The sequence below is a fragment of the Propionicimonas sp. genome, assembly GCF_049840635.1.
In the GTDB taxonomy this organism is placed as follows: domain Bacteria; phylum Actinomycetota; class Actinomycetes; order Propionibacteriales; family Propionibacteriaceae; genus Propionicimonas.
Genome location: NZ_JASGKL010000005.1, coordinates 1,230,725 through 1,251,352, shown reverse-complemented (window position 1 = coordinate 1,251,352; position 20,628 = coordinate 1,230,725). Strand labels below are relative to the sequence as shown.

19 protein-coding genes are annotated in these 20,628 nt (G+C 68.7%); 9 read left to right on the top strand and 10 right to left on the bottom strand.

Annotation, left to right across the window (positions count from 1 at the left end):
- Window positions 1-51: 51 nt before the first annotated feature.
- From QM779_RS11555 to QM779_RS11525, 7 genes are all read right to left on the bottom strand, one after another.
- Entirely contained in the window at window positions 52-1,095 is a 1,044-nt protein-coding gene (locus QM779_RS11555) for a hypothetical protein (RefSeq protein ID WP_428535320.1), read from the bottom strand.
- Window positions 1,092-1,613: an RNA polymerase sigma factor gene (locus QM779_RS11550; protein WP_428535318.1), complete on the bottom strand. Its 522-nt coding sequence runs from the start codon at window positions 1,611-1,613 to the stop codon at window positions 1,092-1,094. The genes QM779_RS11555 and QM779_RS11550 overlap by 4 nt, the downstream gene beginning before the upstream one ends.
- Before the next feature lie 58 nt (window positions 1,614-1,671).
- A complete protein-coding gene (locus tag QM779_RS11545; RefSeq protein ID WP_428535316.1) occupies window positions 1,672-2,172 on the bottom strand; it encodes a hypothetical protein in 501 nt (166 codons plus the stop codon).
- Window positions 2,173-2,476: 304 nt separating this feature from the next.
- Window positions 2,477-2,866, bottom strand: a complete 390-nt coding sequence (locus QM779_RS11540) for a hypothetical protein (protein WP_428535314.1) — start codon at window positions 2,864-2,866, stop codon at window positions 2,477-2,479.
- Window positions 2,867-3,331: 465 nt separating this feature from the next.
- Complete coding sequence (locus QM779_RS11535; RefSeq protein WP_428535312.1) at window positions 3,332-5,005, bottom strand: hypothetical protein; 1,674 nt, start codon at window positions 5,003-5,005, stop codon at window positions 3,332-3,334.
- A gap of 196 nt (window positions 5,006-5,201) precedes the next feature.
- On the bottom strand, window positions 5,202-5,732 hold the full coding sequence (locus QM779_RS11530) for a GNAT family N-acetyltransferase (protein WP_428535310.1): 531 nt from the start codon (window positions 5,730-5,732) through the stop codon (window positions 5,202-5,204).
- A gap of 93 nt (window positions 5,733-5,825) precedes the next feature.
- Window positions 5,826-6,287, bottom strand: coding sequence for a DUF4265 domain-containing protein (locus QM779_RS11525; protein WP_428538414.1), 462 nt, complete (start codon window positions 6,285-6,287; stop codon window positions 5,826-5,828).
- Between the two features lie 272 nt (window positions 6,288-6,559).
- Between QM779_RS11525 and QM779_RS11520 the strand changes: the two genes are divergently transcribed.
- The 4 genes from QM779_RS11520 to QM779_RS11505 all read left to right on the top strand — a co-directional run bounded on the left by QM779_RS11520 (window position 6,560) and on the right by QM779_RS11505 (window position 9,258).
- Window positions 6,560-7,093, top strand: coding sequence for a GNAT family N-acetyltransferase (locus QM779_RS11520; protein ID WP_428535308.1), 534 nt, complete (start codon window positions 6,560-6,562; stop codon window positions 7,091-7,093).
- A gap of 163 nt (window positions 7,094-7,256) precedes the next feature.
- A complete protein-coding gene (locus QM779_RS11515; protein ID WP_428535306.1) occupies window positions 7,257-7,742 on the top strand; it encodes a hypothetical protein in 486 nt (161 codons plus the stop codon).
- A 275-nt stretch (window positions 7,743-8,017) separates the two neighbouring features.
- Window positions 8,018-8,302, top strand: a complete 285-nt coding sequence (locus tag QM779_RS11510) for a hypothetical protein (protein ID WP_428535304.1) — start codon at window positions 8,018-8,020, stop codon at window positions 8,300-8,302.
- A gap of 467 nt (window positions 8,303-8,769) precedes the next feature.
- A complete protein-coding gene (locus QM779_RS11505; RefSeq protein ID WP_428535302.1) occupies window positions 8,770-9,258 on the top strand; it encodes a WapI family immunity protein in 489 nt (162 codons plus the stop codon).
- 154 nt (window positions 9,259-9,412) lie between these two features.
- Here QM779_RS11505 and mobF read toward each other — a convergent pair whose 3' ends face one another.
- The 3 genes from mobF to QM779_RS11490 form a co-directional block, all read right to left on the bottom strand.
- Window positions 9,413-14,818, bottom strand: coding sequence for a MobF family relaxase (gene mobF, locus QM779_RS11500; RefSeq protein ID WP_428535300.1), 5,406 nt, complete (start codon window positions 14,816-14,818; stop codon window positions 9,413-9,415).
- Window positions 14,819-15,107: 289 nt separating this feature from the next.
- On the bottom strand, window positions 15,108-15,530 hold the full coding sequence (locus tag QM779_RS11495) for a carboxymuconolactone decarboxylase family protein (RefSeq protein ID WP_428535298.1): 423 nt from the start codon (window positions 15,528-15,530) through the stop codon (window positions 15,108-15,110).
- A complete protein-coding gene (locus tag QM779_RS11490) occupies window positions 15,523-15,912 on the bottom strand; it encodes a MerR family transcriptional regulator (protein ID WP_428535296.1) in 390 nt (129 codons plus the stop codon). The genes QM779_RS11495 and QM779_RS11490 overlap by 8 nt, the downstream gene beginning before the upstream one ends.
- Before the next feature lie 157 nt (window positions 15,913-16,069).
- Between QM779_RS11490 and QM779_RS11485 the strand changes: the two genes are divergently transcribed.
- From QM779_RS11485 to QM779_RS11465, 5 genes are read left to right on the top strand one after another with little or no spacing between them, the layout of a single operon-like run.
- Window positions 16,070-16,402: a hypothetical protein gene (locus QM779_RS11485; RefSeq protein WP_428535294.1), complete on the top strand. Its 333-nt coding sequence runs from the start codon at window positions 16,070-16,072 to the stop codon at window positions 16,400-16,402.
- Complete coding sequence (locus tag QM779_RS11480; RefSeq protein ID WP_428535292.1) at window positions 16,399-17,751, top strand: hypothetical protein; 1,353 nt, start codon at window positions 16,399-16,401, stop codon at window positions 17,749-17,751. The genes QM779_RS11485 and QM779_RS11480 overlap by 4 nt, the downstream gene beginning before the upstream one ends.
- A 47-nt stretch (window positions 17,752-17,798) precedes the next feature.
- Window positions 17,799-18,872, top strand: coding sequence for an ArdC-like ssDNA-binding domain-containing protein (locus QM779_RS11475; protein ID WP_428535290.1), 1,074 nt, complete (start codon window positions 17,799-17,801; stop codon window positions 18,870-18,872).
- Complete coding sequence (locus QM779_RS11470; RefSeq protein WP_428535288.1) at window positions 18,869-19,150, top strand: hypothetical protein; 282 nt, start codon at window positions 18,869-18,871, stop codon at window positions 19,148-19,150. The genes QM779_RS11475 and QM779_RS11470 overlap by 4 nt, the downstream gene beginning before the upstream one ends.
- A gap of 3 nt (window positions 19,151-19,153) precedes the next feature.
- Window positions 19,154-20,410, top strand: a complete 1,257-nt coding sequence (locus QM779_RS11465) for a hypothetical protein (RefSeq protein WP_428535286.1) — start codon at window positions 19,154-19,156, stop codon at window positions 20,408-20,410.
- Window positions 20,411-20,628 lie beyond the last annotated feature (218 nt).

The window sequence follows — 20,628 nt, the reverse complement described above, 5'->3', positions numbered from 1 at the left end:
GGGCCCGATGAACCGTCCCCGGAACCGGTTGCGTCGGGTCGGGGTCCGTGGTCATGGGGTGTAGGTGTGGCGTTGGCCGCCCTGGTCGGTGTAGCTGATCGAGTTGATGCCGGTGTGTCCAGGCTTGACTTGGTCGGCGTGGATGAGGATGGCGATGCGTCCGGTGGTGCCGATGGGGGCTGCGTCCCACGTGACGCCGGGCTGGGTGTCGAGTTTCGGGTCGGTGCCGCCGGTGGGGAGCACGGCGAGCCACGTGGCATCGGTGAAGGTACTGCCGTCCTCGCTGCCGGTAGCAGCCAGCCCGCGAATCTTCCGGACAGGCTCGGTGCCGAGCCCGGCAAGGCGGCGCACGTCGTTCTCGATATCCATGTAGCCCCACACCTCGAGTTGGAGGTCCTCGAAGAGGATCACGTTGGAACCCGCGACGGTCAGGCTGGCGCTGGGCAGGTCGCTGCCGAGACTGTTGTGGATCCGGTGGTCGTTGTCCCGCCAGATGAGCGCCTGCGCTGGGTTGGCGGTGTTGTGTTGGACGACGACCGCGGTCATGGCGACGCCGGGCAGCCACTGAGAGTGGACAAGGCTGCCGGCGAGGCTGGTGACCTGGTCGGCGTAGCCGGGCAGCAGGGCGAGTTGCAGGTCGTCGTCGATCTTCTTCGACCAGACCGTGTCCGCCTGAGACTGGTATGTGCCGAGGGTGCGGGTCGTCTTGCCGTCCTTGGTGGCCTTCACGGTGATGGTGAGGTCCTGGTCCTGGCGCAGCACCTCGAAGGTGGCGTCCTGGTAGGGCAGGGACGCGTCTATGTCGAGGTCGAGGGTCACACTGGCCCGCCCGGACGTGGCGGACGGGCTGGCGACGGGTGCCGGGATGCCCGTGACCGGCAGGACGGGGCGCGCCACGGTCCACACGATTCCCGCCGTCACCACGAGTGCGGCTGCTGCAGCGAGCCAGCGCAGCGGGCGGGTGGGGATACGGCGGCGGGTGCTGGTCGTGCGGGCCATCACCTTGGCGAGGAGCTGGTCGTCGGGTTGAGGGCGTGGCTGGGTCGTGATGTGGCTGGCGGCGTCACGGAAAGCGTCCTCGTAGCGGTCATTCATGGTTGCTCACCTTCGCTGTGACGGGTTCGGAGCGTGGCGACGGCCCGGTGGACGTGGGAGCGGGCGGTGGCCTCGGCGCAGCCGAGGATCTGGGCGATCTCGGCGTAATTGAGGTCTTGGTGGAATCGCAGCGCGAGGGCGGCGCGCTGGACGGGTGGCAGTTCGACCCACAGCGCCCACGCCTGGCGGGCCAGGACGACCGCGTCGGCCGGATCGGGCGAGTGGTGTGAGGTGGCCACCCACTCGATGTCGTCGAGCGGCATCGACCGTCGCCGGCCACGGAGGATCTTCAGACTCGCGTTGATCACCGCACGGTTCACATACCGGTTCAGGTCCGGCTCGTCGGGCAGGCTCGCCCATCGCGGATACAGCGCCACCAAGGCGTCCTGAACGGCGTCCTGCGCGTCCGCCCAGTTCCGGGTCACCAGACCAGCCAGGCCCACCAGATCGTCCGAACGCGCACGCACGAACAGCTCGAACGACGCCCGGCCCGTCCGGGCATCGGCCTGATCCTGCACCCTCACACCCTTACAGTCCCGCAGCCCGCCACTTCGTTGCAGCAACCACGGACGATCATCATCCCGGCGTCGGGCCCAGCAGGACCGGCAACACCACCGGACGCCAGACCAGCTCCTGGACCACCGCCAGTACCACCAAGACCACCGCCGGTAGCGTGCCCCGCACCAACGCCCGACGAGGCCGGCCGGCAACAGCCAGACCGCACATCACGATCAGGGCCACACCGGCCGGAACGGCGATGATCACCTCCTGGAACGGTGATGGCCAGCAGCCCCGGTAAGTGCATACAGCGTCCGGCCCAGAGAACTGGACGGAGTAGAGCAGGTCCATCGCTGCGAGGAACCAGAACCCGGCCCACACCGCAGCGAGCAGTTGACCCACATCGGCACGGTCGAACTTCCACACCCCGGCCACAGCCACCATGCTCACCGCCATCACCAGCGTCATGATGAGCTTCCACTCGACAGGCTGCGTCGGCTCGTACACCCGCTGGTCGACCGCGAGAACGTGGGGCAGGTTGTTGTCGGTCATCCCGATCCAGATCGCCGCCATGAACAAGCCGACGAACCCAGCGACCAGCCGAAGACCGTCAAAGATCCGCCGCGGCCACGACCTCGCCGCCGTCTCGGTCACGGCCGGGCCAGCGGAGAGACGATCCACGGTCTAGACACCTCCTCGCCCAACAAGGCGCGAAGCGCAGCGATCCCTTGTGGGCCGTGGCTGCCCACCTCGACGCTCTGCGCTTCCCGACCGTCCAACCGCCTGGTCCCATCACGAACCGTCTTGTCACGGTGCGGATCTTCCGTCCGTCGTGCAAGTGGTCGAGCCCGGACGTCGGGACGGCGTGAGTCGAGCGGCCGGGTCACCACGGGGGCGGACCAAACAGGACAGGCACGACCAAGGTGCGCCAGCTGAACTGCTGGACGGCGGTCAGCACCAGCAAGACCAACGCCGGTATCACGGCCCGCCATCGCGCCAACTTGGGCTCGCCCCTGAACCCGAGAACGCCCATCACGATCAGGGCGACCACGACCGGGACAGCGACCAGCACCTCCTGCAACGGTGATGGCCAGCAACCCGGGTAGGTGCAGATATCGTCGGGCCCGACGAACTGAAACCCGTAGAACAGACCCGTCGACACCAGAAGCCAGAAGCCGGTCCATACCGCGGTGAACACCATGCCGGCATCGACCCGGTCCTTCATCCAGGCGCCGGCGACAACGGCCATGCTTGCCGCCATAACCAGAGTCATCACTGTCTTCCAGAACGGGGTCTGGCCTGTCGAACACGTGGTGACTGGCAGCCAACACATACGGCAGCGCGCTGTACGTGGCCCCAATCCACCACGCCGCGCAGAAGGCCCCGGCGAGGCCTGCGGCAAGCCGGAGGACGTCAAGGATCCGCAGGCCAGGGTGACGCCGGACCGGGGGGCGCACGTCGACGGACACTGCGGACTGATTCACTCAAGACCCCCCAACAGGAAAGCACCAACACTGACGGACGGCGGCGCTACAGGGATTCAGGACAGGCACGAAAAGGATCGCAATCCCGCGGAAGGCCACCCTCATTGCCCGCTCCTTCAGTGACACACCGAGAATAGTCACAGGCCCCGGACTCACAGCGGAAACCATCCGTGCGCTGCCAGAAGCGACCTCGCACACAGTGCGGCAGATTGGGGCGATTGCTGGGGACGCTTGTCCGTCCGGATTGTTGCCGGTTATCGCCGGCCGCGGGCGTATCTGTTGTACATGTAGGCGACAGCGAAGACGGTGATCCAGGCGGGCTCTGCCCGGATGATCATCTGGGTGGTTGGGTCTGGTAGTTGGGCGGCGACGAGGACGGAGATGCCGTACACGAGGGGTGTGAAGAGGATGGCGACGAGCAGCCAGAAGGAGTCCTTGCGTCGCAGGTGGAGCCACCAGCGCTGCAGGAATGGCGCCTGCTCGAACGTGGATGGGTTGTCGGGTGTTGGTTGTGGCAGGTGTAGGTCCGGCGGGACGGCGTCGTCGAGGAGGGCGACGGCGTCGTGGCCGTTCCGCCATCGGGCTGGGTCGATGGACAGGCTCCAGCCGTCCTTGTCGATCAGGGTGCGTTGCCCGTCCGGATAGACGTAGAGCGCGGCAGCGGTGCGGATCGGCAAGGACAGCGTCCCGGTGTGGCTGGTCACCGCGAGGTCGTCAGCGGTCAACGTCAGGAACGAGGTGTCGGCGGGCGCGTTGACGCTGAGGAACGTCTGGCCCTCGGGCGGCTGATCACTGCTCGGGAAGTCCATTTCGGGTAGGCGGGGGTCGCGGACAGTCTTGTGGGGCACCCCCACAAGCAGGGTTTCGCACACCTCGAGGACGGCGTCTCGAACCGACGAGGTATTCACCAGCTTGACCTCTTCGATCGCGGCGTCCAGATCTTGAGGCTGCCCGCCGAGGAGCACCCGTGACGCCGATCGCCACGCCGGGGCGGCCATGGCGTGTGGGTCGGCCATCCGTTGCAGCAATTCCTCCCGGTACTCATCCAGCCAAGGCTCAGGTATTCCGTCGGCGTTCAACCGGTGAAGCAGGTCGAGCACGTCGCCCAGGAGGAAGTCCTGCGAGTTGGCCGCCACATCTGAGCCGGCAAGGACCAGCGCCTTCTCCGCGTCCAGCTGCTCATACATCGACCACGGCGCATACGCCGCACCTTCACGGTCGCGCAGCCACTCGCGGATCGCCCGCTGCAGCATCGGCGGGCAACACATCGCCGCGCGTGAAGCGGTGGCGACTCCGCTAAGGACCAGGCCGGACTCGTCGCGATACATCTGGCTGCCGGCCTCGCCCGATCCTGCAGGCGGCACCGGCTGGTAGGCGCCCTCAGGCAGCGCCAACCGCAACCCTGCCGGGGGCGGCCCATCAAGCGCCAGCACGGCGTTCGACCGGACGAACACCGTGCCTGCCAAGGCGGACAGGCCCGACGCGGTGGCAAGACCGAGCCCGGGCTCGCCGTTGCTCACCATGCCCAACCCGAGCGAGCCGTACCGCCACACGAAAGAGGCCCTCGCTGGCCCCCGCCGCAACCGCGCCTCCGCCTGAAGCACCCTCCGCTCGCGCTCAAGACCCTCGAACTCCGGCGCGGCCAGCCAGCCGGCGATCTCACTCATCACCCTCGCGACACGATCAGCCGGGCCGTGCACATCGAACTGGGTAGACAGAACACCCACCGACCCGTTCACCTGCAAGCTGCCGACGCCGCGGCCATGAAGAGCGGAATGCTCCAGCAGGTGCAACCAGCCGCTCTGGGCCAACCGGCCATCCGCGAGACCCGCACGGAAGCTCAGCTGAGCATTCAGAGTCGGCCGGGCCGTATCAACCCAGAAGCAACGAACCCCATCCACCTCGGTCTCACGCAACACGCCGGACACGAAACAGCCTCACATCTCCTAGGGACAAAGAAACTCTATTGGTCCACGCCCACCCGAGGTCAGCCTTCCTCACGAAGGCCAGGCGCGTGCAATCGGAATCGGGCACCTCGTCCCGCAATCGCCCTCTCTTGCGACCTGTGCCTGCAACACGCACAGCGCGGACGGCGGCATGAGCGTGCGTGCAGTGAGGCGGCTCTTACTGGTTGTGGATCGACCAGACGGGGAGGTCTTTGTCGAGGTCAGGGCTTCTGGTTATGCCAGCCCGCTCGATGGCGGCGATGGATGCGTGATTGGTGGGCACGGCCTCGGCGATGATGTGGCCGATGCCGAGCTGGCTGAAGCCGTACTCGATCAGTGCCGCGGACAGTTCGGTGGCGTATCCCTTGCCCCAGGCGTCCTGGCGCAGGATCCAACCGAGCTCCCAGGCTGTGCTGCCGGCCCATGGGTGGAAGATGACGTGGCCGATCAGGTGCCCTGTCGAGCGCAGCTCGACGGCCCACACCAATGGTTCGGGCGCCATGCCAGCGGCTTTGATGAACTCTGCCGCTCGTGCGCGGTCGAAGCAGGGCTCGATGAACTCCATGACCGCCGGATCGCCCAAGTAGGCCAGGGCTGCATCGACATCGCTTGGGACGAACCTCCGCGCCACAAGGCGGTCGGTCCGCACAAGACAATCCGACGACTCGCCGACGCGAGCCGACAGATCACCTGAAACCTCATCGGTCACGACCGCCAGTATCCCAGCGCAACGACGCCCCGTCTGCAAGGTTCCGGAAGGTTCCACCCCTCCTCGTCGCGGCAGAAGCGCGCACCGGCGGGTCTAGGACGCTGCGCGCCACTCCTCGGTGATGCAGCCCTCCTCGAAATTCCAGAGACCGTCAGCTTCTCCGCTCACGAGGAGAGCCTTGACCGAGCGCAGGGGTGCGTTCGGCCCAATGTCCAGGGCGACCATGTTGACAGGGCTCGACATGCCCTCGCCTCTCACGCCGAGAGACGCGAACCGCTCCAAGACCGATTGCAGGCTGCCACCGAGAGGGCCATCGACGCGCGGAATCACTCGAACCACGATTCGGCCTCCTCGCTCGCGAACTCGAACGAACCACGCCACTCCGTCCCCATCAACGCGGGCTTCGATGGTGTCCTCCGCTGCAACTCCTCGAGCGAACCAGGGAGTGTTATCGACTCGAAACAAGTTCCCGGCGGGCGGCACGGCCCAGACGCCCTCCGACTCCGCAGGGGGCCAGCCATCCTCATCACGGTCGAGAGCGAAACGGATCTTCACAGGGTCAGACACGTTCTCATTCTTCCTGAACGCCAGATCACCACGTGAGCAAACGAAGCCATTGAGGCATGGCCGGACTTACCTTCAGCGGTGTCAGTCAATCCCGATGGTCGCTGGCATGACCTGGCGCTTGTCTCAGCCTCGATAGACCCGACGAGCGGTGGGACGGTCCGGTTTCGGCGGCGAAACCATCGGAGATCTCCCCGGGGGCGAACCGGTGCCCGTTGGAAGACTCGTGCGCGCCGAGTGGTCGGTGAATCTACGATCATCCGGTGACGGTTCGACGCGATGCCAGTTCTTCAGCAGCTGCCAGGTGGACCTGTGTCCGGGATACCGCTGTGCCGGATGAGGTCCGCCGACTGCTTGCCGGAGTGCCCGAATGGTTCGGACTCCCGGACGCGAACACCGAGTACGAAGATGCGGCGCGCACGAAGGAGACCTGGACTGTACGCGGTTCCAACGGGGCGGTACTCGGTGTGACCCTGGTCGACCGTCACTTTCCGCACGTAGCCGAGATCTACCTGACCGTGGTCGAACGCGAGTTCCACGGACGCGGGATTGGCTCCGCGATGATCCAAGCGATCGAGGCTGACGCACGACGCCGGGGTGTTCTTTTTCTGGAAGTGAAGACCCTTGGGCCGTCACATCCCGACGCCGGCTACGTCCGAACTCGACACTTCTACGAGAGCCATGGGTTCCTTCCTCTAGAGGAGACAGACCTGTGGGGCGAGCAGAATCCGTGCTTGTTCATGATCAAACCCCTCGCCCAGGTCGAACACCCGAGCCAAGCGCGATCAACCCAGTGACGGTGTGCGCGAGTCAAAGCACCTAGGGCCAGTGCATCCTCCGCACGCACGGCATGTGCGGATAATCGACTTTCGGGGTAGGGGCGCTCACAGGCCCCGCAGCAGCCGGAGAACCGGTCTGACACCAACCCGACCCGGAACGCCGGCGGCTACCGTTGAGGTCGTGGGCTTCAACGATGAGGTGGCGGCCACCCGTCAACGACTGGAGCAGGCGGCGGCCCGGGCCGAGCAGGCACAGCAGGCGTACCAGCAAGACCTTCACGACTTGTGGCTGGACGTTTGCACCTACCGTCGCGAGCGCCGGCAGTCGCCGCCGGAGATCGTGGTGGAGGCCCCCACGGTCCGGGACCGGCTTCGTGGTCGCTACATACGTACACCCGGCCTGCACCTGGGGCTTCCGGAGCCGACGGCTGGGGCCTTGTTGTACCCACCGGGTGTGCTCACCCTGGTGCCGCCGGGTGGGCTGTTGCATTTCGGGTTCCCGGTCACACCGACGCTGACAGACACCGGCGCGCTGTGGTTCCACGTCGAGCGCCGGATCTACGACACGAACTTCCAGTCGTTGATCTGCCTCCCACACGGGCCGATCCTGGTCGACAAGAACCCACTTCGGGACATCGTCGCGCAAACGTTGGCGGGATCACGCTAACCCCGACTCACTGCCAGGTCAGATCGGGTTGATGCGGCCGTTGTCGATGGCCCATCGACAGTAGCGAGAGCTTGCCAGACCACGGTCAAGAGAGGCCGAGAACGCGATCGCTGCGGATGCGGCTGTGCGCTCGAGAACCGGAGCCGCTGGCTACCGCGCACACGCTGCGCGAGAAGTAGTGCGTTCGTGTCGGCGACGGGAAGACCGTCCAGTTGTGTGCGTCCTCCACCCGTCGCAAATCGGATTTCGCCGGCTACGTGCGGCACAATCCTGTCATGGAGGTCAGCCCCAGGCTCAGCCGGTGGATCTCGGCCAGCTTCCCGACAGCGAGTGCCCCGGTAGTCCTCCAGCAGTTGGCCGCACTGACTGAGTCCACGATCGGCGGCCAGGATCCAGAGCGCATCCAGGCCGCGATGGTGCTCGACACCCACGGCTCACATGAGGCGTTCCGCCAAAGACTGGAACTGGCGCGCATCGATTGGCGCGACCTCCTCGTTGGAGCTGGATTGGCCAACGAGGATTGGCCGCGTCGCCTCGACGCACTCCTCGGTGAGCAATAGGGCTAACCCTCCTGGGCGGACACACGACTGACAGCGAGATCGACCGCATCGTCTGCGGCAGATCCGGATGTTCCTTCGCGCCCGTCTACTCGCTGGTCGAGTTAGCGGATCGGAGGCGGCGTATCTCAGCCAAGAGTCGGGGAATGTCTTGCCGCGCTGACGCGATGAAGTCCAGATCGTTGGCGGCGGCGGGAATGACACCTGGGGTGTGAGAGTACGCGAGACTCACGTAAAGGTCCGGCGCCGAGTCATCCAAGCTCCCCGTTCGAATGAAGTCGTCGCCGGCAACGTGATCACGGCCCTCCACGTATGCCTTCCAGGGTCCCGGCGTGGCGGCGTCAGCGCGCGCTTCTATGGCGCTGAGATCGTCGTCCAGCAGGTCACACATGACCGGCAACCTACACGGAGCGCGGCAGATCCGGTCGGATCGGATCCACAAGTGGCGCCCGCTAGATACGATCAACTTCGTGCTGCTTCAGTCCCTGGATGGTCTGTTCGTTGACATTGAGGTGAGTTCTTACCAGTTCGGGCTCGGCCAATCGAGGACCGACCTGGCCGACTGGGACGCAAACTGGCTGATGATCCACGGCAGGGTCTGGGACGGTGTCGAATCTTGGGAGTTTCTCGATCCTTGCATGACGACGTGGGAAGCTCGCGAACTTGCTGTGTGGCTTCGCGGGCTGGGCAGTGGGCATCCGGCGACGACCGCGCCCACGGATCCTGAAGACGCCGGTATGTGGCTGACTGAACCGAATCTGGAGTTCAGGTTGGCCGCCGCGTCCGAGGGCATCACCACGCTCGACGTGGACTTCGGCGCGGAGTCCCGTCCGCCTGGGTGTTCAAGTGAGGACCACGAGGGGCTCGGACACAGGGTCCGGCTGACGATTCCCCAGATCGAGATCGACCGAGCGGTCAGTGAGTGGGAGGCGGACCTCAGAGCATTCCCGCCGCGCTGACTCGTCTCGCACTCATCGGCAGATCCGGTCGCGTCACCTCGTAGGCGTGCCTGAGGCTGGTGCCAGATGAGGCTTGTTGTCGGCTTCTGCGCGTCCGGGCCGGCGCGCTTGATCGGTCCGCCGTTCCGGTCAACCCGAAGGCCGATCCGAATCCTCACCGCGCGACCGGATCGACGGAGGCGGGGCGTGTTGGTCTCGGTCGGCCTCTTGGGACGAGGTCCGCTCTGGTTCGTCGTGGTGGCTGCTGTCGGGGTGGCTGAGCGGCGGACAGTTCAGCTGACAGCGAGGGGTCGCGGTTCCAGGCCTGCACCGCACTGGCGACGGCGACGTTCACGAGGCTGATCGGTAGGTGGCCACGGTCGGCGACTTCGGCCGTCCGGTCGATCCATTCGTCGGGCGGCATTGCGGCGATGATTCGGGCCGCCTGCAGAATCGATGTTGCGTGATCGTCGCCATGGGCAATTCCGTCGAGGAGTCGCGCGCCGAGGAGTGTTGTGTGGCGTAGGGCGTTCGCGAGGGTGTCGGCGGTGTGGTGGGCGAGGAGGTCGGCGGGATCGGTGCCGTCGGGCAGTTCCGCGACGCGTGGGCTGATGCCCATTGAGGTGAGCGTCCAGTAGTCGCGTTCGGCGGCCTTTCTGCCTGCGGCGTCGGCGTCGGTCGCTACGGTCACCTGGGTGCCGAGGTGGGCCAGTTGAGCCGCCTGCGTGACTGTCAGGCTCGTGCCGAGCGGCGCCGCGCCGAAGTGGGTGGTCCCGGCCACCAGGGTGACAGCGATCGCGTCAAGGGGGCCTTCGACGAGTATGGGTTCGGCGGCGCTGGTCTGGCTGGGGACGAGGTAGAGCTGGTCACCTTTGTGGAACAGCGGGGTGTCGGGTGTGTTGAGGTACTTGGGTCCGTGCAGACCGTCATCGGCAAGGACGGGGTTGCGGCGGGCGACGAAGCCGAGAACTTGGCCGTTGTGGGTGATGGGGAGGACGAGCCGGTCGCGGAACCGGTCGATGAGCGAGCCGGTGCGGGATCGCGTGGCGACTCCGCTGGTGAGCAGCTCGTCGTCGCTGACTCCGAGCTGGCGCAGGTGCTGGACGAGGTTCGTCCAGCCCGCCGGGGCGTACCCGGGTCGGATGTCGGGGTGCCCGGTGATGTCCTGGTCGAGGCGTTCGGCGAGGTAAGGCTGGGCCCAGCTGCCGGGGAAGGAGCCTTCATAGAACTGGGTGGCGAGTTGGTTGATGTGGGCGAGGAGGTCGGGGGTGTAGGGGCATTCGTGCCAGGCGTTGGCGCGGTCCTGCTGCCGGCGGATTTCGGCTGCGTCCGGCCTGGGCGGGCCCATGGTGGTTCGGGCGAGGGCTTCGATGGCGAGGATGCGGTCGGCTTCGGCGTCGGGGTCGTTGAGCACCGGCTCGTAGGCGGTCACCTTGGGCGGCTCATCCGGCAGGGGCGCGGGGGTCGGGGCGGGGGCGGCCGGGAGGGGAGGTTCTGGTTCGTCGGCGTTGTTGGGGGGTGGCTGGGTGGCCATGGAGAGGCGCCAGGTCCAGGCTTGGCAGTCGTCGGCCACGCCGTCGTGGTGGGTGGGGGCGATGGCGGTGATGGTGTCGAGGGTCCAGCCTGCCTCCAGGCTGTGCTCGATCACGGTCACCAGGGCCGGCCACCAGGTGCTCTCGCGCAGGGAGGTGAGTCGCTCGTTGCCGATTGCCTGCTCGAGGTGGGGAAGCCAGGTGGTGGCGAGGTGGTGCGGCGTGTCGGGCTGTTGGGTGAAGGCGGGGCCGAGGTGGCCGCTGATCCGCCACCACAGGGCTGCTGCGGCGTGTTCCTCGGGCAGCGGCCCGGCCGCGAGGGCCCGGTTGAGGAGTTCGTGCGGGTCGATGCACGCACTGGCGATGCGTCCCAGCCGTCCAGCCAGCCTGGGCAGGAACGGGTCCTGCCCGAGCGCCGGGTGTAGGCGGGTGAGCAGGCCGCCCCATTCGTGCAAGGCAGGCGTCGCGAGGCGGGCGAGTTGGTCGTCGAGGTGGTGTTGCCAGCGTCCGGCCGCGATCCCGGGCTGGAGGTCGCCGGTGGGTCGGCGGTCGGTGTCAGGAATCTGGTTGGCTGCACGCCACACCTCGACGTCGGCGACCAGAGAGGTCGTCGGACGGCTGCTGAGCCCCTCCAGCCATGCCGGTGAGGTCGGGCTGGTCTCAACCTGGTCACGGAGCCTCTCGGTGAGGGTGCGGACCAGCTGGTCGCGGGCGGTGAGGTAGCTGCCCCAGATGGGGTGCTGGGTGAGTCGTTCGGGAATCGTCGGCAGCCAGGGTAGTGCGCCGCGGTGGCGTGGGTCGCCGGTGTCGTCAAGGCGCCAGGCGAGGATCGCGGCAGGGTCGCGTCCGGCGGTGATCGGGTCTGCTGCGGCGCGGGCGAGGGCCGTGATCGGGTCGCGGTTGTCGGCGTTCAGGGTGAGCAGCCGGGCGAGCAGTGCTGGCCAGGCGTCCGCTGCGGTGAGGCCGGGCAGGAGCCGTTCGGCGGCGTAGGCGATGGTGTGCCGTTCGGTGGGGGTAGTGGTGCGGTCGGCGGCGAGGACGACCGCGTCGCTGTAGCGGGCGGCCGCGTCGCCGAGCAGCCGGCGAGGCTCGGCCGCTTCCCGCAGTGCGGTGGTGCCCGAGACGGGTGACTCGTCGCGGACCAGGATCTGTTCGAGCTGGTCGACGGCGGTGGCGGGATGGATGACTTCGGGGTGGATCAGGGTGTGCGGGTCGCCGTCGCCGCTGGTGATTAGGTAGCAGCTGTTGGTGTGCCGGCCGCGGGTGAGCATGGTGTAGGCCTGCTGCCGGGTTTCCTCGCCGGTGAGCAGGCCGTGGCAGGTGTCGGCGGTGACGCCCTGGGCGGTGTGCGTGGTGGTGGCGTAGCCGAGTTCTGCCCAGTCGGTGACGTAGTCGGCGGGAAGCGTGATGTGACGTCGGGTCTGGGTGTGCTGGACCCGGACGCCGTCGGGCGTGATGGTCTGGATGGTCCAGCGGTCGCCGTTCTTGACCCAGTCGGTGGCGTTCACGCGCAGCCGGCGGTCGTTGCGGCGGGTGATGATCACATCGCCGGCGCTGGCGGTGTTCCCATCAGCAAGATCGACCTCGACGCCGGGTGCGGTGCCGTTGAGCCGTTCGGTCCGGGCGCGCTGGTTGAGCTGGGAGACCAGGTCGCGGGTGGGGGCGAGCATGACACTGTCCTGTCCGGCGGCCCGGTCGGCGGCCCAGCCGGTGAACACCTGGTCGGGCATGGTGTCGGGGGTCCCGACTTTGATGCGGTCGCGGTCGAGATAGAAGCCGAGTGACTCCGGCCGCCCGTCGCGCAGCGCGAGGGAGGCCGATCCTTCGGCGGGGTCGGTGAACCGGACGAGTTCGGTGAGGTGCAGGGCGCCGCGGGTCGCCTGGATGTCGCGGAGGACGCCGCCGGCGCCGATCGCGGCCAGCTGCTGGTCGTCGCCGATGAGCCGGACGCTGCCGCCGGCGGCCAGGACGTGGCTGATGACGGCGTCGAGGGACAGGGTGTCGGCCATCCCGGCCTCGTCGATGATCACGAGGGTGTGGGGCCCGATCTGGTTCATCCAGGCGGGCGGGCTGCCGTTGGCCAGGTGCCAGGCGAGTTTCGCGATGGTGTCGGCATGGGCGCCGATCTGCTCACCGAGGCCGGCGGCGGCGACCGCGGACGGAGCCAGGCCGAGGACCGTGCCGCCGTCGTTGGTCCAGGCGCGGGCCAACGCCTGCATGGCGGTGGTCTTCCCCGCCCCGGCCGGGGCGATGGCGAGCTGGACGCGGGCGCCGGAGGCGGCCATGTCACGGACGAGGGCGACCTGGCCGGGGTTGAGCTGCACTCCGTTTGCGACGGTCTCGAGCAGGGCGAGGTCGACGGCGGTGTCGGGCACGGCGCGTCCGTCGCGGCGTCCCGCGTTGGCCAGGATCCGCCGCTCGGCTTCGAGGATGCGGCTGCTGGTGTAGAGCCGGTTGCCGGCCACCGTGTACACGCTGGCGCCGTCGGCGCGGCGTAGGGCGTCGGGTTCGGCGATGCCGTCCTCGGGTGGGCTGAGCGGGATGGAGCAGTGCTGCAGGATGTGGTCGGTGAGCCAGCTGACGACCTGCTCGACCGAGGCCGGGGGCAGGTTTTCGGCGCGGATGTGGCGCAGCGCTTCGGCGCGGACGTGCCAGGTCTGCCAGGCCGACCGGTCCAGCTCAACCCGGCCCAGGATCTGCTCAGCCGCCAGGTTCAGCCACTCCCGGGTCAGGTGCGCGGCGGCCGCTGCCGGGCCGGGATGCAACACCCGCCACACCATGGCTTCGATGGCGGTCGCGCTGCCGAACAGTTCGAGCGCCTGGCGGTGCCAGGCGGCTCGCTGCTCGGCCAGGCTGCGGGGTTCGTGCTTGGCCTCGCGGGTCTCCAGGGTGGCTTGCTGGGCGAGCGCGATCGCCTCGATCGGGGTGGGTGGCCGTCCGTGGTCGGCCTGGAAGGCGGTGGCGAGTGCGGCTTGGCGGGCGACGATCCGGTGCCGGCGGATCGACCAGAGGTCCAGCAGTTCGGGTGCGACACCGACGATCTCCCGCACCGGACGCTTGCGCTGGTCACGATCCGGGCGGGCTTCGAACCTGACACCGGCATCCGCGTTGAGGTGGGCTTCGAGGGCGGTGTTGTAGGTCTCGGAGGCGGCGGTGATGGCCTTGTGAAGGACCCGGCTGTCGATGCTGAGCCACTTCCCGTCGAGGGTCCGCACCTTGTTCGCGACCGCCACATGGGTGTGCAGGTCCGGATCGCCGGCCCTGCTGTCGCGGTGGGTGAACGCGGCCCCGATCAGCCCTTGGACGTCGACCTGGCGGACGCCGTGGGCTCCGGTGCGGCTGAACAGGGCGTGGGTCTCGATGAACCGCAAGGCGTCGGCGACCGCCGCCTGGTGTGCCCGCTCGATCGTTGCGGCCAGGTGCGGGTCGGCGAGTGCCCACAGGGCCGAGACCGACTTCACGGGGGAGAAGGTGAGGTCGAAGCCGGCGACGGCGGTGGTCTTCTGCCGGGACAGCCGGGCGATGTGGCCGGCCAGCTCGCGCTGGTTGAGCGGTGGCCGGCCGAAGTCGCGGACGAACCATTCCAGACCGACCTCGGTGCGGACCCGGGCCCGTTCATCAATGCCGACCTTGGCTCGCGTGGGCAGGCCGCTCGTGGTGTTCAGCGCCTGGAGGCGGCGGGCGACCTCGACCCGGTAGGGGCTGATGTCGTTGGCGTACACGGTGAACGGCTGCCCGAGCCGGATCGCGTCCAACAGGTCCTGCTCGGTGGCGTTCGGATCGTCAGCCAGGGCTGCGGCTCGCTGCGCGGCGAGTGGGTGGTGGCCGGAGCCGAACAGGGCGAGCATCTGCTCGGCCGTCACCACATCGCCGGCGACGAGTCCGTCAATGCCGGCTAGCCCGGAGCCGACCCACCGTCCGGGGATCTCGCCCTTCTCGGTGTAGTAGGACGCCAGCCCGGTGTGGCCGCGTTCGGTGGAGTCCATCGCGGCGACCTGCCGGGTCAGGTAGTCATACCCCGACCCGGCGGTGATCCGCCGCAGCGACATCGTCATACCTTCCCTAGGCCAACGAAGTCGCCGATCGGGACGCAGCCAGCCGGGCTTCTTGCCGATCCCGCCTAACGGGATCGTGGCTTGTCAGGTGTTGCGGGAAACGCAACTCCGCTCGTCGGCCGGGCGCGGTGCCGAAGGTGTGTAGCACTTGAAATCTGTCCTGGCTCGCCAGGTCGGATGTGGCGGGGGGAGGTCCAGTGGATCGAGGGTCGGGTGGAAGGTAGGACTCGCTGGCTCGACACGAAGGAGCGAGAAGGCCAGAGCGGGGATCAGGTAGTCCGTCTCAGGTTGCGCTGCGGGCCTGGAACACCTGCTGCGCGATGTTCGCGGCGTTGATCGCGCGAGGGAAGCCGGCGTAGACCGCGGCGTGGGTGATCGCTTCGATGATCTCGGCCCGGGTGAGGCCGACGTTGAGCCCGGCACCGATGTGGACGGCGAGTTGTGGTTCGCAGCCGCCGAGGGCGGTGAGGGCGCCGATGGTCACGAGTTGACGTTGCGCGGGGGTGAGGTCGGTTCCGGCATACACGTCGCCGAAAGCGTGGGCGACGATGTGGTTGGCCAGGCGTGGGGCGAAGCTGCCCAGGGAGTCGACGACGGCCTGTCCGGCCTCGCCGTCGATGCCGGCGAGGACGGCTGCGCCGCGGGCCAGGCGGGCCTGATCGACTTGGTCGGTGAGGATCGTGTCCGGCTCGGTGGGTTCAGCCATGGTGGCACTCCTGTTCGATGAGGTGGTCGTAGTGGGCGATCTTGGTGTCCAACGCGGTGAGCCCATCGGCCAGTTGGGTGAGTTGTTCGGCGATGTGGTCGCGGTGGCGCTCGAGCATGGCTCGCCGTTCGGCCAGGGTGACCGCGCCCTGTGCCCTCAGCGCGGCGTAGGCGTGCATGTCGCGAATCGGCATGCCGGTCTGGCGTAGCCGGATCAGGAACGCGAACCAGTCCAGATCGGCCGGCTGGTAGCGGCGCCGGCCCGCTGTGTCCCGGCCGAGGGGTTCGATCAATCCGGCCCGTTCGTAGTAGCGCAGGGTATGTGCGCTCAGCCCGAGCCGCGCTGCGGCCTCGGCGACCGAGAGCGACGGTTCACCAGTCATGGAAGCGACGCTACGAGTTCGAGCGCACTCGAACTCAACTCTTCTGCTCCACCCCACCATGAAACTCGTCGGCTCGCTTGCGTCCCGATCGGCGACTTCCTTGGCCTAGGGAGAGTGAAGGGCCTCGCACCCGGAGGCCCGCACGGGAGGTGGCCCGATGGGGCAGACGTTGCGGCAGCAGGCCCGCAAGCAGGTGAACGAGGCGTCCGCGACCCGCAAGCGGGCCTGGGAGGAGCGGGAGGCCCGCCTGGTCGGCGCGGCGGTCGAGGTGGTCGCAGCGATCGTCGCGCGGGACAAGGCCGAGAAGGCCGCCGCGACCGCGATCGGCGCGATGACGGGCGAGCAGGCGACGCTGACCGAGATCGGTGAGCGGTGCGGCCTGCCGCTCAAGGAGGTCATCCGGCTGAAGCGCACGTATCTCGTCGAGCCGCCACACCCGCACTCCGCCCGCCCGACTGGACAGCGGGTCTCGGAGCCGAGGCCGGCATGACCTGGCGGTGGGTGTGGGCCCGGGCCCAACTCACCGCGGTGCTGGTCAGCGCCGTGGTGTGGCTGATGCTGATGGCGCTGGCTCCCGTGTTGGTCGCCGCGTTCGGGCTGATCGCCGTGGCGGTGGTGGCGGGTTGGTCCAGCTGGCCGGTGCTGTGGTGGCGCTACGGGGCCCGCCGGCTTCGTCCCGTCGAGGCGGAGGCGGTGTGGCGGGCCCTGGTTCCGCTCGAGTGGCTGCGCGGTCGCAATCAGCCCCGCCTGTGGGTGGGAAGCCGCGTCGATGCGGACGTGACCGCGGTCGACCCGCACCAGCTGGTCCTCAGCGAGCGGTTCCTGGCCCTGGTCGCCGAGCACCGGGTCAGTGACCACCAGGTATGCCGGCTGGTCGCGCAGGGCTTCGGGTTGGTTGAGGTGCACCGGTCACGGCTGGTCGCCACGGTCGACGCGTTCTGTGCGCCGTGGGCGCTGCTCGAGATCGTGGCCACCACCTTGGCCGGCCGGGTCGCGGCCGCGCCGCTGGGGGAGGTTCGCGTGGCGGGCCCGCTGGCTGTTCGTGGTCCTGGCCGGGATCGACCTATGCGGCCGGGGGCACTGGCCCGGTCTCGTCATGCTCGCCCTGGTCGCGGTCGCCACGGTGACCACACCCCGCTGGAACCGTGCCTGGGCGCTCCGGCAGACCCAGCTGCGCGACCAGCACGAACACCCCGACACCGACGCCTCCATCGCCCGGGTCTCTGGCCGTCCGTCGAATCGGGTGCCAGCCCGTCCGATGTCGGGACGAGGAGGCGCGCGGTGAGCCTTACCCATGCCGGGCTCCGCTCCTGGGCGAGGGGCCTGTACCCGCTCGAGGCGGCCATCGAACTGCTCGTCCGGACCAGCGACGGCCGGTTCGCCAACCCCGGCTATCCGTGGATCCAACCCTGCGACCGGCCCGGCTGGTGGTGGCTCGACCACGACGCCATCACCGACGACAACCTGGCCGCCCTGTCGGGAGGCGAGCAGCGCATCCTTCGGATCGTCGCCTCCCTGGCCGGCGGCACCCCGGTCAATCTGTACGCCGACCTGCCCGGCCTCGACCGCGAACACATGCGGCTGGTGCTCGCCGCGATGGCGCACGCCAACGGCAGCCACGAACACGCCGACATCCACATCGACCACCAGCGCGGCGTCGCCGTCCTCGACGGACGCCTCCCCTCGCTCCACCCCTGGACAGAACCCGCCGAAGGAGAACCACATGACCAGCCAGCCGCCGCGTCCCGTCCAACCCCCGCTGCCCGACCTTCCGCTGATCCGCGAGGAGCTGCTCGTCGAGATCGAACAGCGACACCGCGACGGGGCATCACGTTCTGAGCTGGCTGACCTGCGCTGGCACTACCGGCGGCTCTTCGGGGACGACGATGCCCGCACGTAGCTACACCGCCGAACAGCGGGAGGCCGCCGACCAGGCCCGACGTCAGCAGGTCGAGGAACTGCACGAGCTCCTCGCCGAACGCATCGGCTCGCTCGACAACACCGCCGAATGGGAGGCCTACCTTCGCTTTGCCCGCGGTTTCACCAACTACTCGTTCCTGAACCGGCTCGCGATCATGACCCAACGCGCCGACGCGACTGCCGTGGCCGGCTACCGGGCCTGGCAGGCCAAGGGCTACCAGGTTCGCCGCGGCGAGAAGGCGATCCGCATCCTCGGCCCTGTCACCCGGCCGGCAGCGCTGCTCGACTCATCCGGGCAACCCGTACTGGACGCGGACGGACGGCCGAAGGAGACCCGACAGGTCATCGGCGTCAAGCCCGTCCCGGTCTGGGACATCAGCCAGTGCGGCGGACCACCCGTCCCCGAGGCACCCTCGCCCGTGCTGCTCACCGGCCAGGCACCCGAAGGGCTGTGGGACCGGCTGGCTGAACTGGTCACCGCGCAGGGATTCGCCCTCGAGCGCGGCGATTGCGGTCACGCCAACGGCATCACCGACTTCGCTACCCATACCGTCCGGGTCCGCGCCGACGTCGACGACGCCATGAGCGTCCGGGTCCTCGCCCACGAACTGGGCCACGTCCTGATGGCCCACCCCACCACCGCTGAGGGGCTCGTCGACTGCCGCGGCGTCCGCGAAGTCGAAGCCGAGTCGGTCTCCTTCACCGTCGTCGGCGCACACGGCCTGGACGCATCCCAGTACACGTTCCGCTACGTCACCGGCTGGGCCACCCAAGCCTCCGGCGACCTCACCCCCGAGCAGGTGGTCCGCGCCACCGGCCAACGCGTCATCGAAACCGCCGACAAGATCCTCGCCCACACCCTCCCGGACCGATCCCCTTCAGAGACAGCGCTCGACGCCCTCGAAGCCGACGTCAACCGCACGATCGCCACGCCCCGAGGCTGGCCCACGTCCCAACCCGCAGCGTCGACCACAGCGCGCGAACGGACCGCGCCAACCCGTGACCGCAGGCACGAACGAGCCGCGAGTGTGCGGCCATGAGCCCTGCCGAGATCCTGGCAGCCGCGATCGGTCACGTCCGCAACGCCACCTGGCAACTGCTCGGCAACAACCAGCCCGACGGGCTGGGCCTCGGCCTGGAATGCCTCGACCTCGAAGCACTCCTCAACCCCGACGACATCGACCCCGACGTCCCGAATCCCGAGCCGAGCCCTGCCGCGTCCCTCTCCGAAGCTGCCCGGCTCCTCCGCTCCGTGCCCGACCAGGTCGCACCCGCCGCGTGGCCCGTGCTCGCCTCCCTGACAGCGAAGCTGGGCTGACCGGTGGCCACCACCATCGCCGACCTCACTGCCCAGCTCGACCAGACCGCGGCCGCCCTCGCCGCAACCCCGACCGACCCCGACCCGAACGCGCACGCCGCAGGCTGGATGCTGCTCGCCGACCGCGCCAGCCGCGCAGTCGAACAGCTCAGCCTCGGCGGCCAGTCCGTCGGTATCGGACTGCGCCCCTACCTCGAATCACTCGTCGACGGGCCCGACCGGCCACTGCCAGGCCACACCACGCCCGCCGCACCGCTGGCCCGAATGTCACTCACCATGGGCGCGATCGCCGACGTGCTCGCCGACAACCTCCGCAACCGGCCCCGCCCCGAATACGTCGGGCGAGAAGCCGCCAAACTCGCCGCCACCCTCGCCGCGCCCCTCCACCTCGCCGCCCGCTGGTCCCACACGGGCCTGCAGGACCGTGACCTGGCCAGCGCCCACCGAGTCCTGCGCGGACGCTTGGACAACCTCGCCGCCGCCACCGAACCCTGGGCGCTCATCCCGCCGGCACGTCGCGACAGCGTCCTCGCCGACCTCCGCATCCGCACCCCCACGGCCCCCGGGCTCGACGGAGCAATCGCCGCCTGGGCCGACGAAGCACTCCTCGTCCTCGGCGACCGCCACCGCACCTCCAGCTGGGCCATGCAAGCCATCGCCGGCAACCTCGCCCTGATCAGCCACGCCGCCTACAACCTGGCCGAGCACGCCATCCGCCACGGCGCCCTGCCCGAGACCGCATCCCAAGCACTGGCCACCTCTGCCACCGCGTGGCGCGCCGCCGCCACCTGGCCGCCCTATCTCCGCCTCGGCGGCAGAACCAACGACCTGCGCACCCTCAGCGCAGAACTGAAAACCCGGCTCGCCACCGAACCCCCCACAACGATCGCCGACACCCGCCACCTGCTCCACCTGGCACTCCCCGTCGCCGAAGCACACGCCACCACCATGGACAGACTCGCCCGCAGCCACGACCTGTGGATCCACGGACCCTCCCTCGGACCCTCCGCCGGCGACATCCCCAACTGGGAGCCCGAACCCTGGTGGTCCTTCCAAGGCATCGCCCTCGCCAAGACCGCGCAGATCGCCCACCAGGCGCTCGACAAGGCATGCGTCTCGCTCGCCGTAACCCCGGACCGGGCCACGCCGAGGTCGCTGCCGCTCGGCTGGCCACCCGCATGCGAGCCGCCGACGAACGGGCACCGTGAGGGTGAGGCTCGCGGACGGGACGTCGCCATCAGTCGGGAGCCAGCGAGATGACCGACTTCGTTCCGACCGACCATGCCGCCGAGCTGGAGCACATCTAGGGCTTGGTGCACTCGTCGCGCGGCGCCGCCCGGCGCGCGGTCAACACCGAGTTGCTGCGGCTCTACTGGCTGCCACACCCCGGGAAGCTGCCGGCACCGGGGCGTCAGGGGCGCCTAGCGAGCCGACACCAGGACAGAATGAGCTACCGGGAGTGCCCACCCACATCGCCC

Excerpts from the sequence above, each read along its gene's own strand:
- QM779_RS11555 (WP_428535320.1), bottom strand. The coding sequence starts at position 1,095 with ATGAATGACCGCTACGAGGACGCTTTCCGTGACGCCGCCAGCCACATC.
- QM779_RS11540 (WP_428535314.1), bottom strand. The coding sequence starts at position 2,866 with ATGACTCTGGTTATGGCGGCAAGCATGGCCGTTGTCGCCGGCGCCTGG.
- QM779_RS11510 (WP_428535304.1), top strand. The coding sequence starts at position 8,018 with ATGGAGGTCAGCCCCAGGCTCAGCCGGTGGATCTCGGCCAGCTTCCCG.
- mobF (WP_428535300.1), bottom strand. The coding sequence starts at position 14,818 with ATGTCGCTGCGGCGGATCACCGCCGGGTCGGGGTATGACTACCTGACC.
- QM779_RS11495 (WP_428535298.1), bottom strand. The coding sequence starts at position 15,530 with ATGGCTGAACCCACCGAGCCGGACACGATCCTCACCGACCAAGTCGAT.
- QM779_RS11490 (WP_428535296.1), bottom strand. The coding sequence starts at position 15,912 with ATGACTGGTGAACCGTCGCTCTCGGTCGCCGAGGCCGCAGCGCGGCTC.
- QM779_RS11485 (WP_428535294.1), top strand. The coding sequence starts at position 16,070 with ATGGGGCAGACGTTGCGGCAGCAGGCCCGCAAGCAGGTGAACGAGGCG.
- QM779_RS11480 (WP_428535292.1), top strand. The coding sequence starts at position 16,399 with ATGACCTGGCGGTGGGTGTGGGCCCGGGCCCAACTCACCGCGGTGCTG.
- QM779_RS11475 (WP_428535290.1), top strand. The coding sequence starts at position 17,799 with ATGCCCGCACGTAGCTACACCGCCGAACAGCGGGAGGCCGCCGACCAG.
- QM779_RS11470 (WP_428535288.1), top strand. The coding sequence starts at position 18,869 with ATGAGCCCTGCCGAGATCCTGGCAGCCGCGATCGGTCACGTCCGCAAC.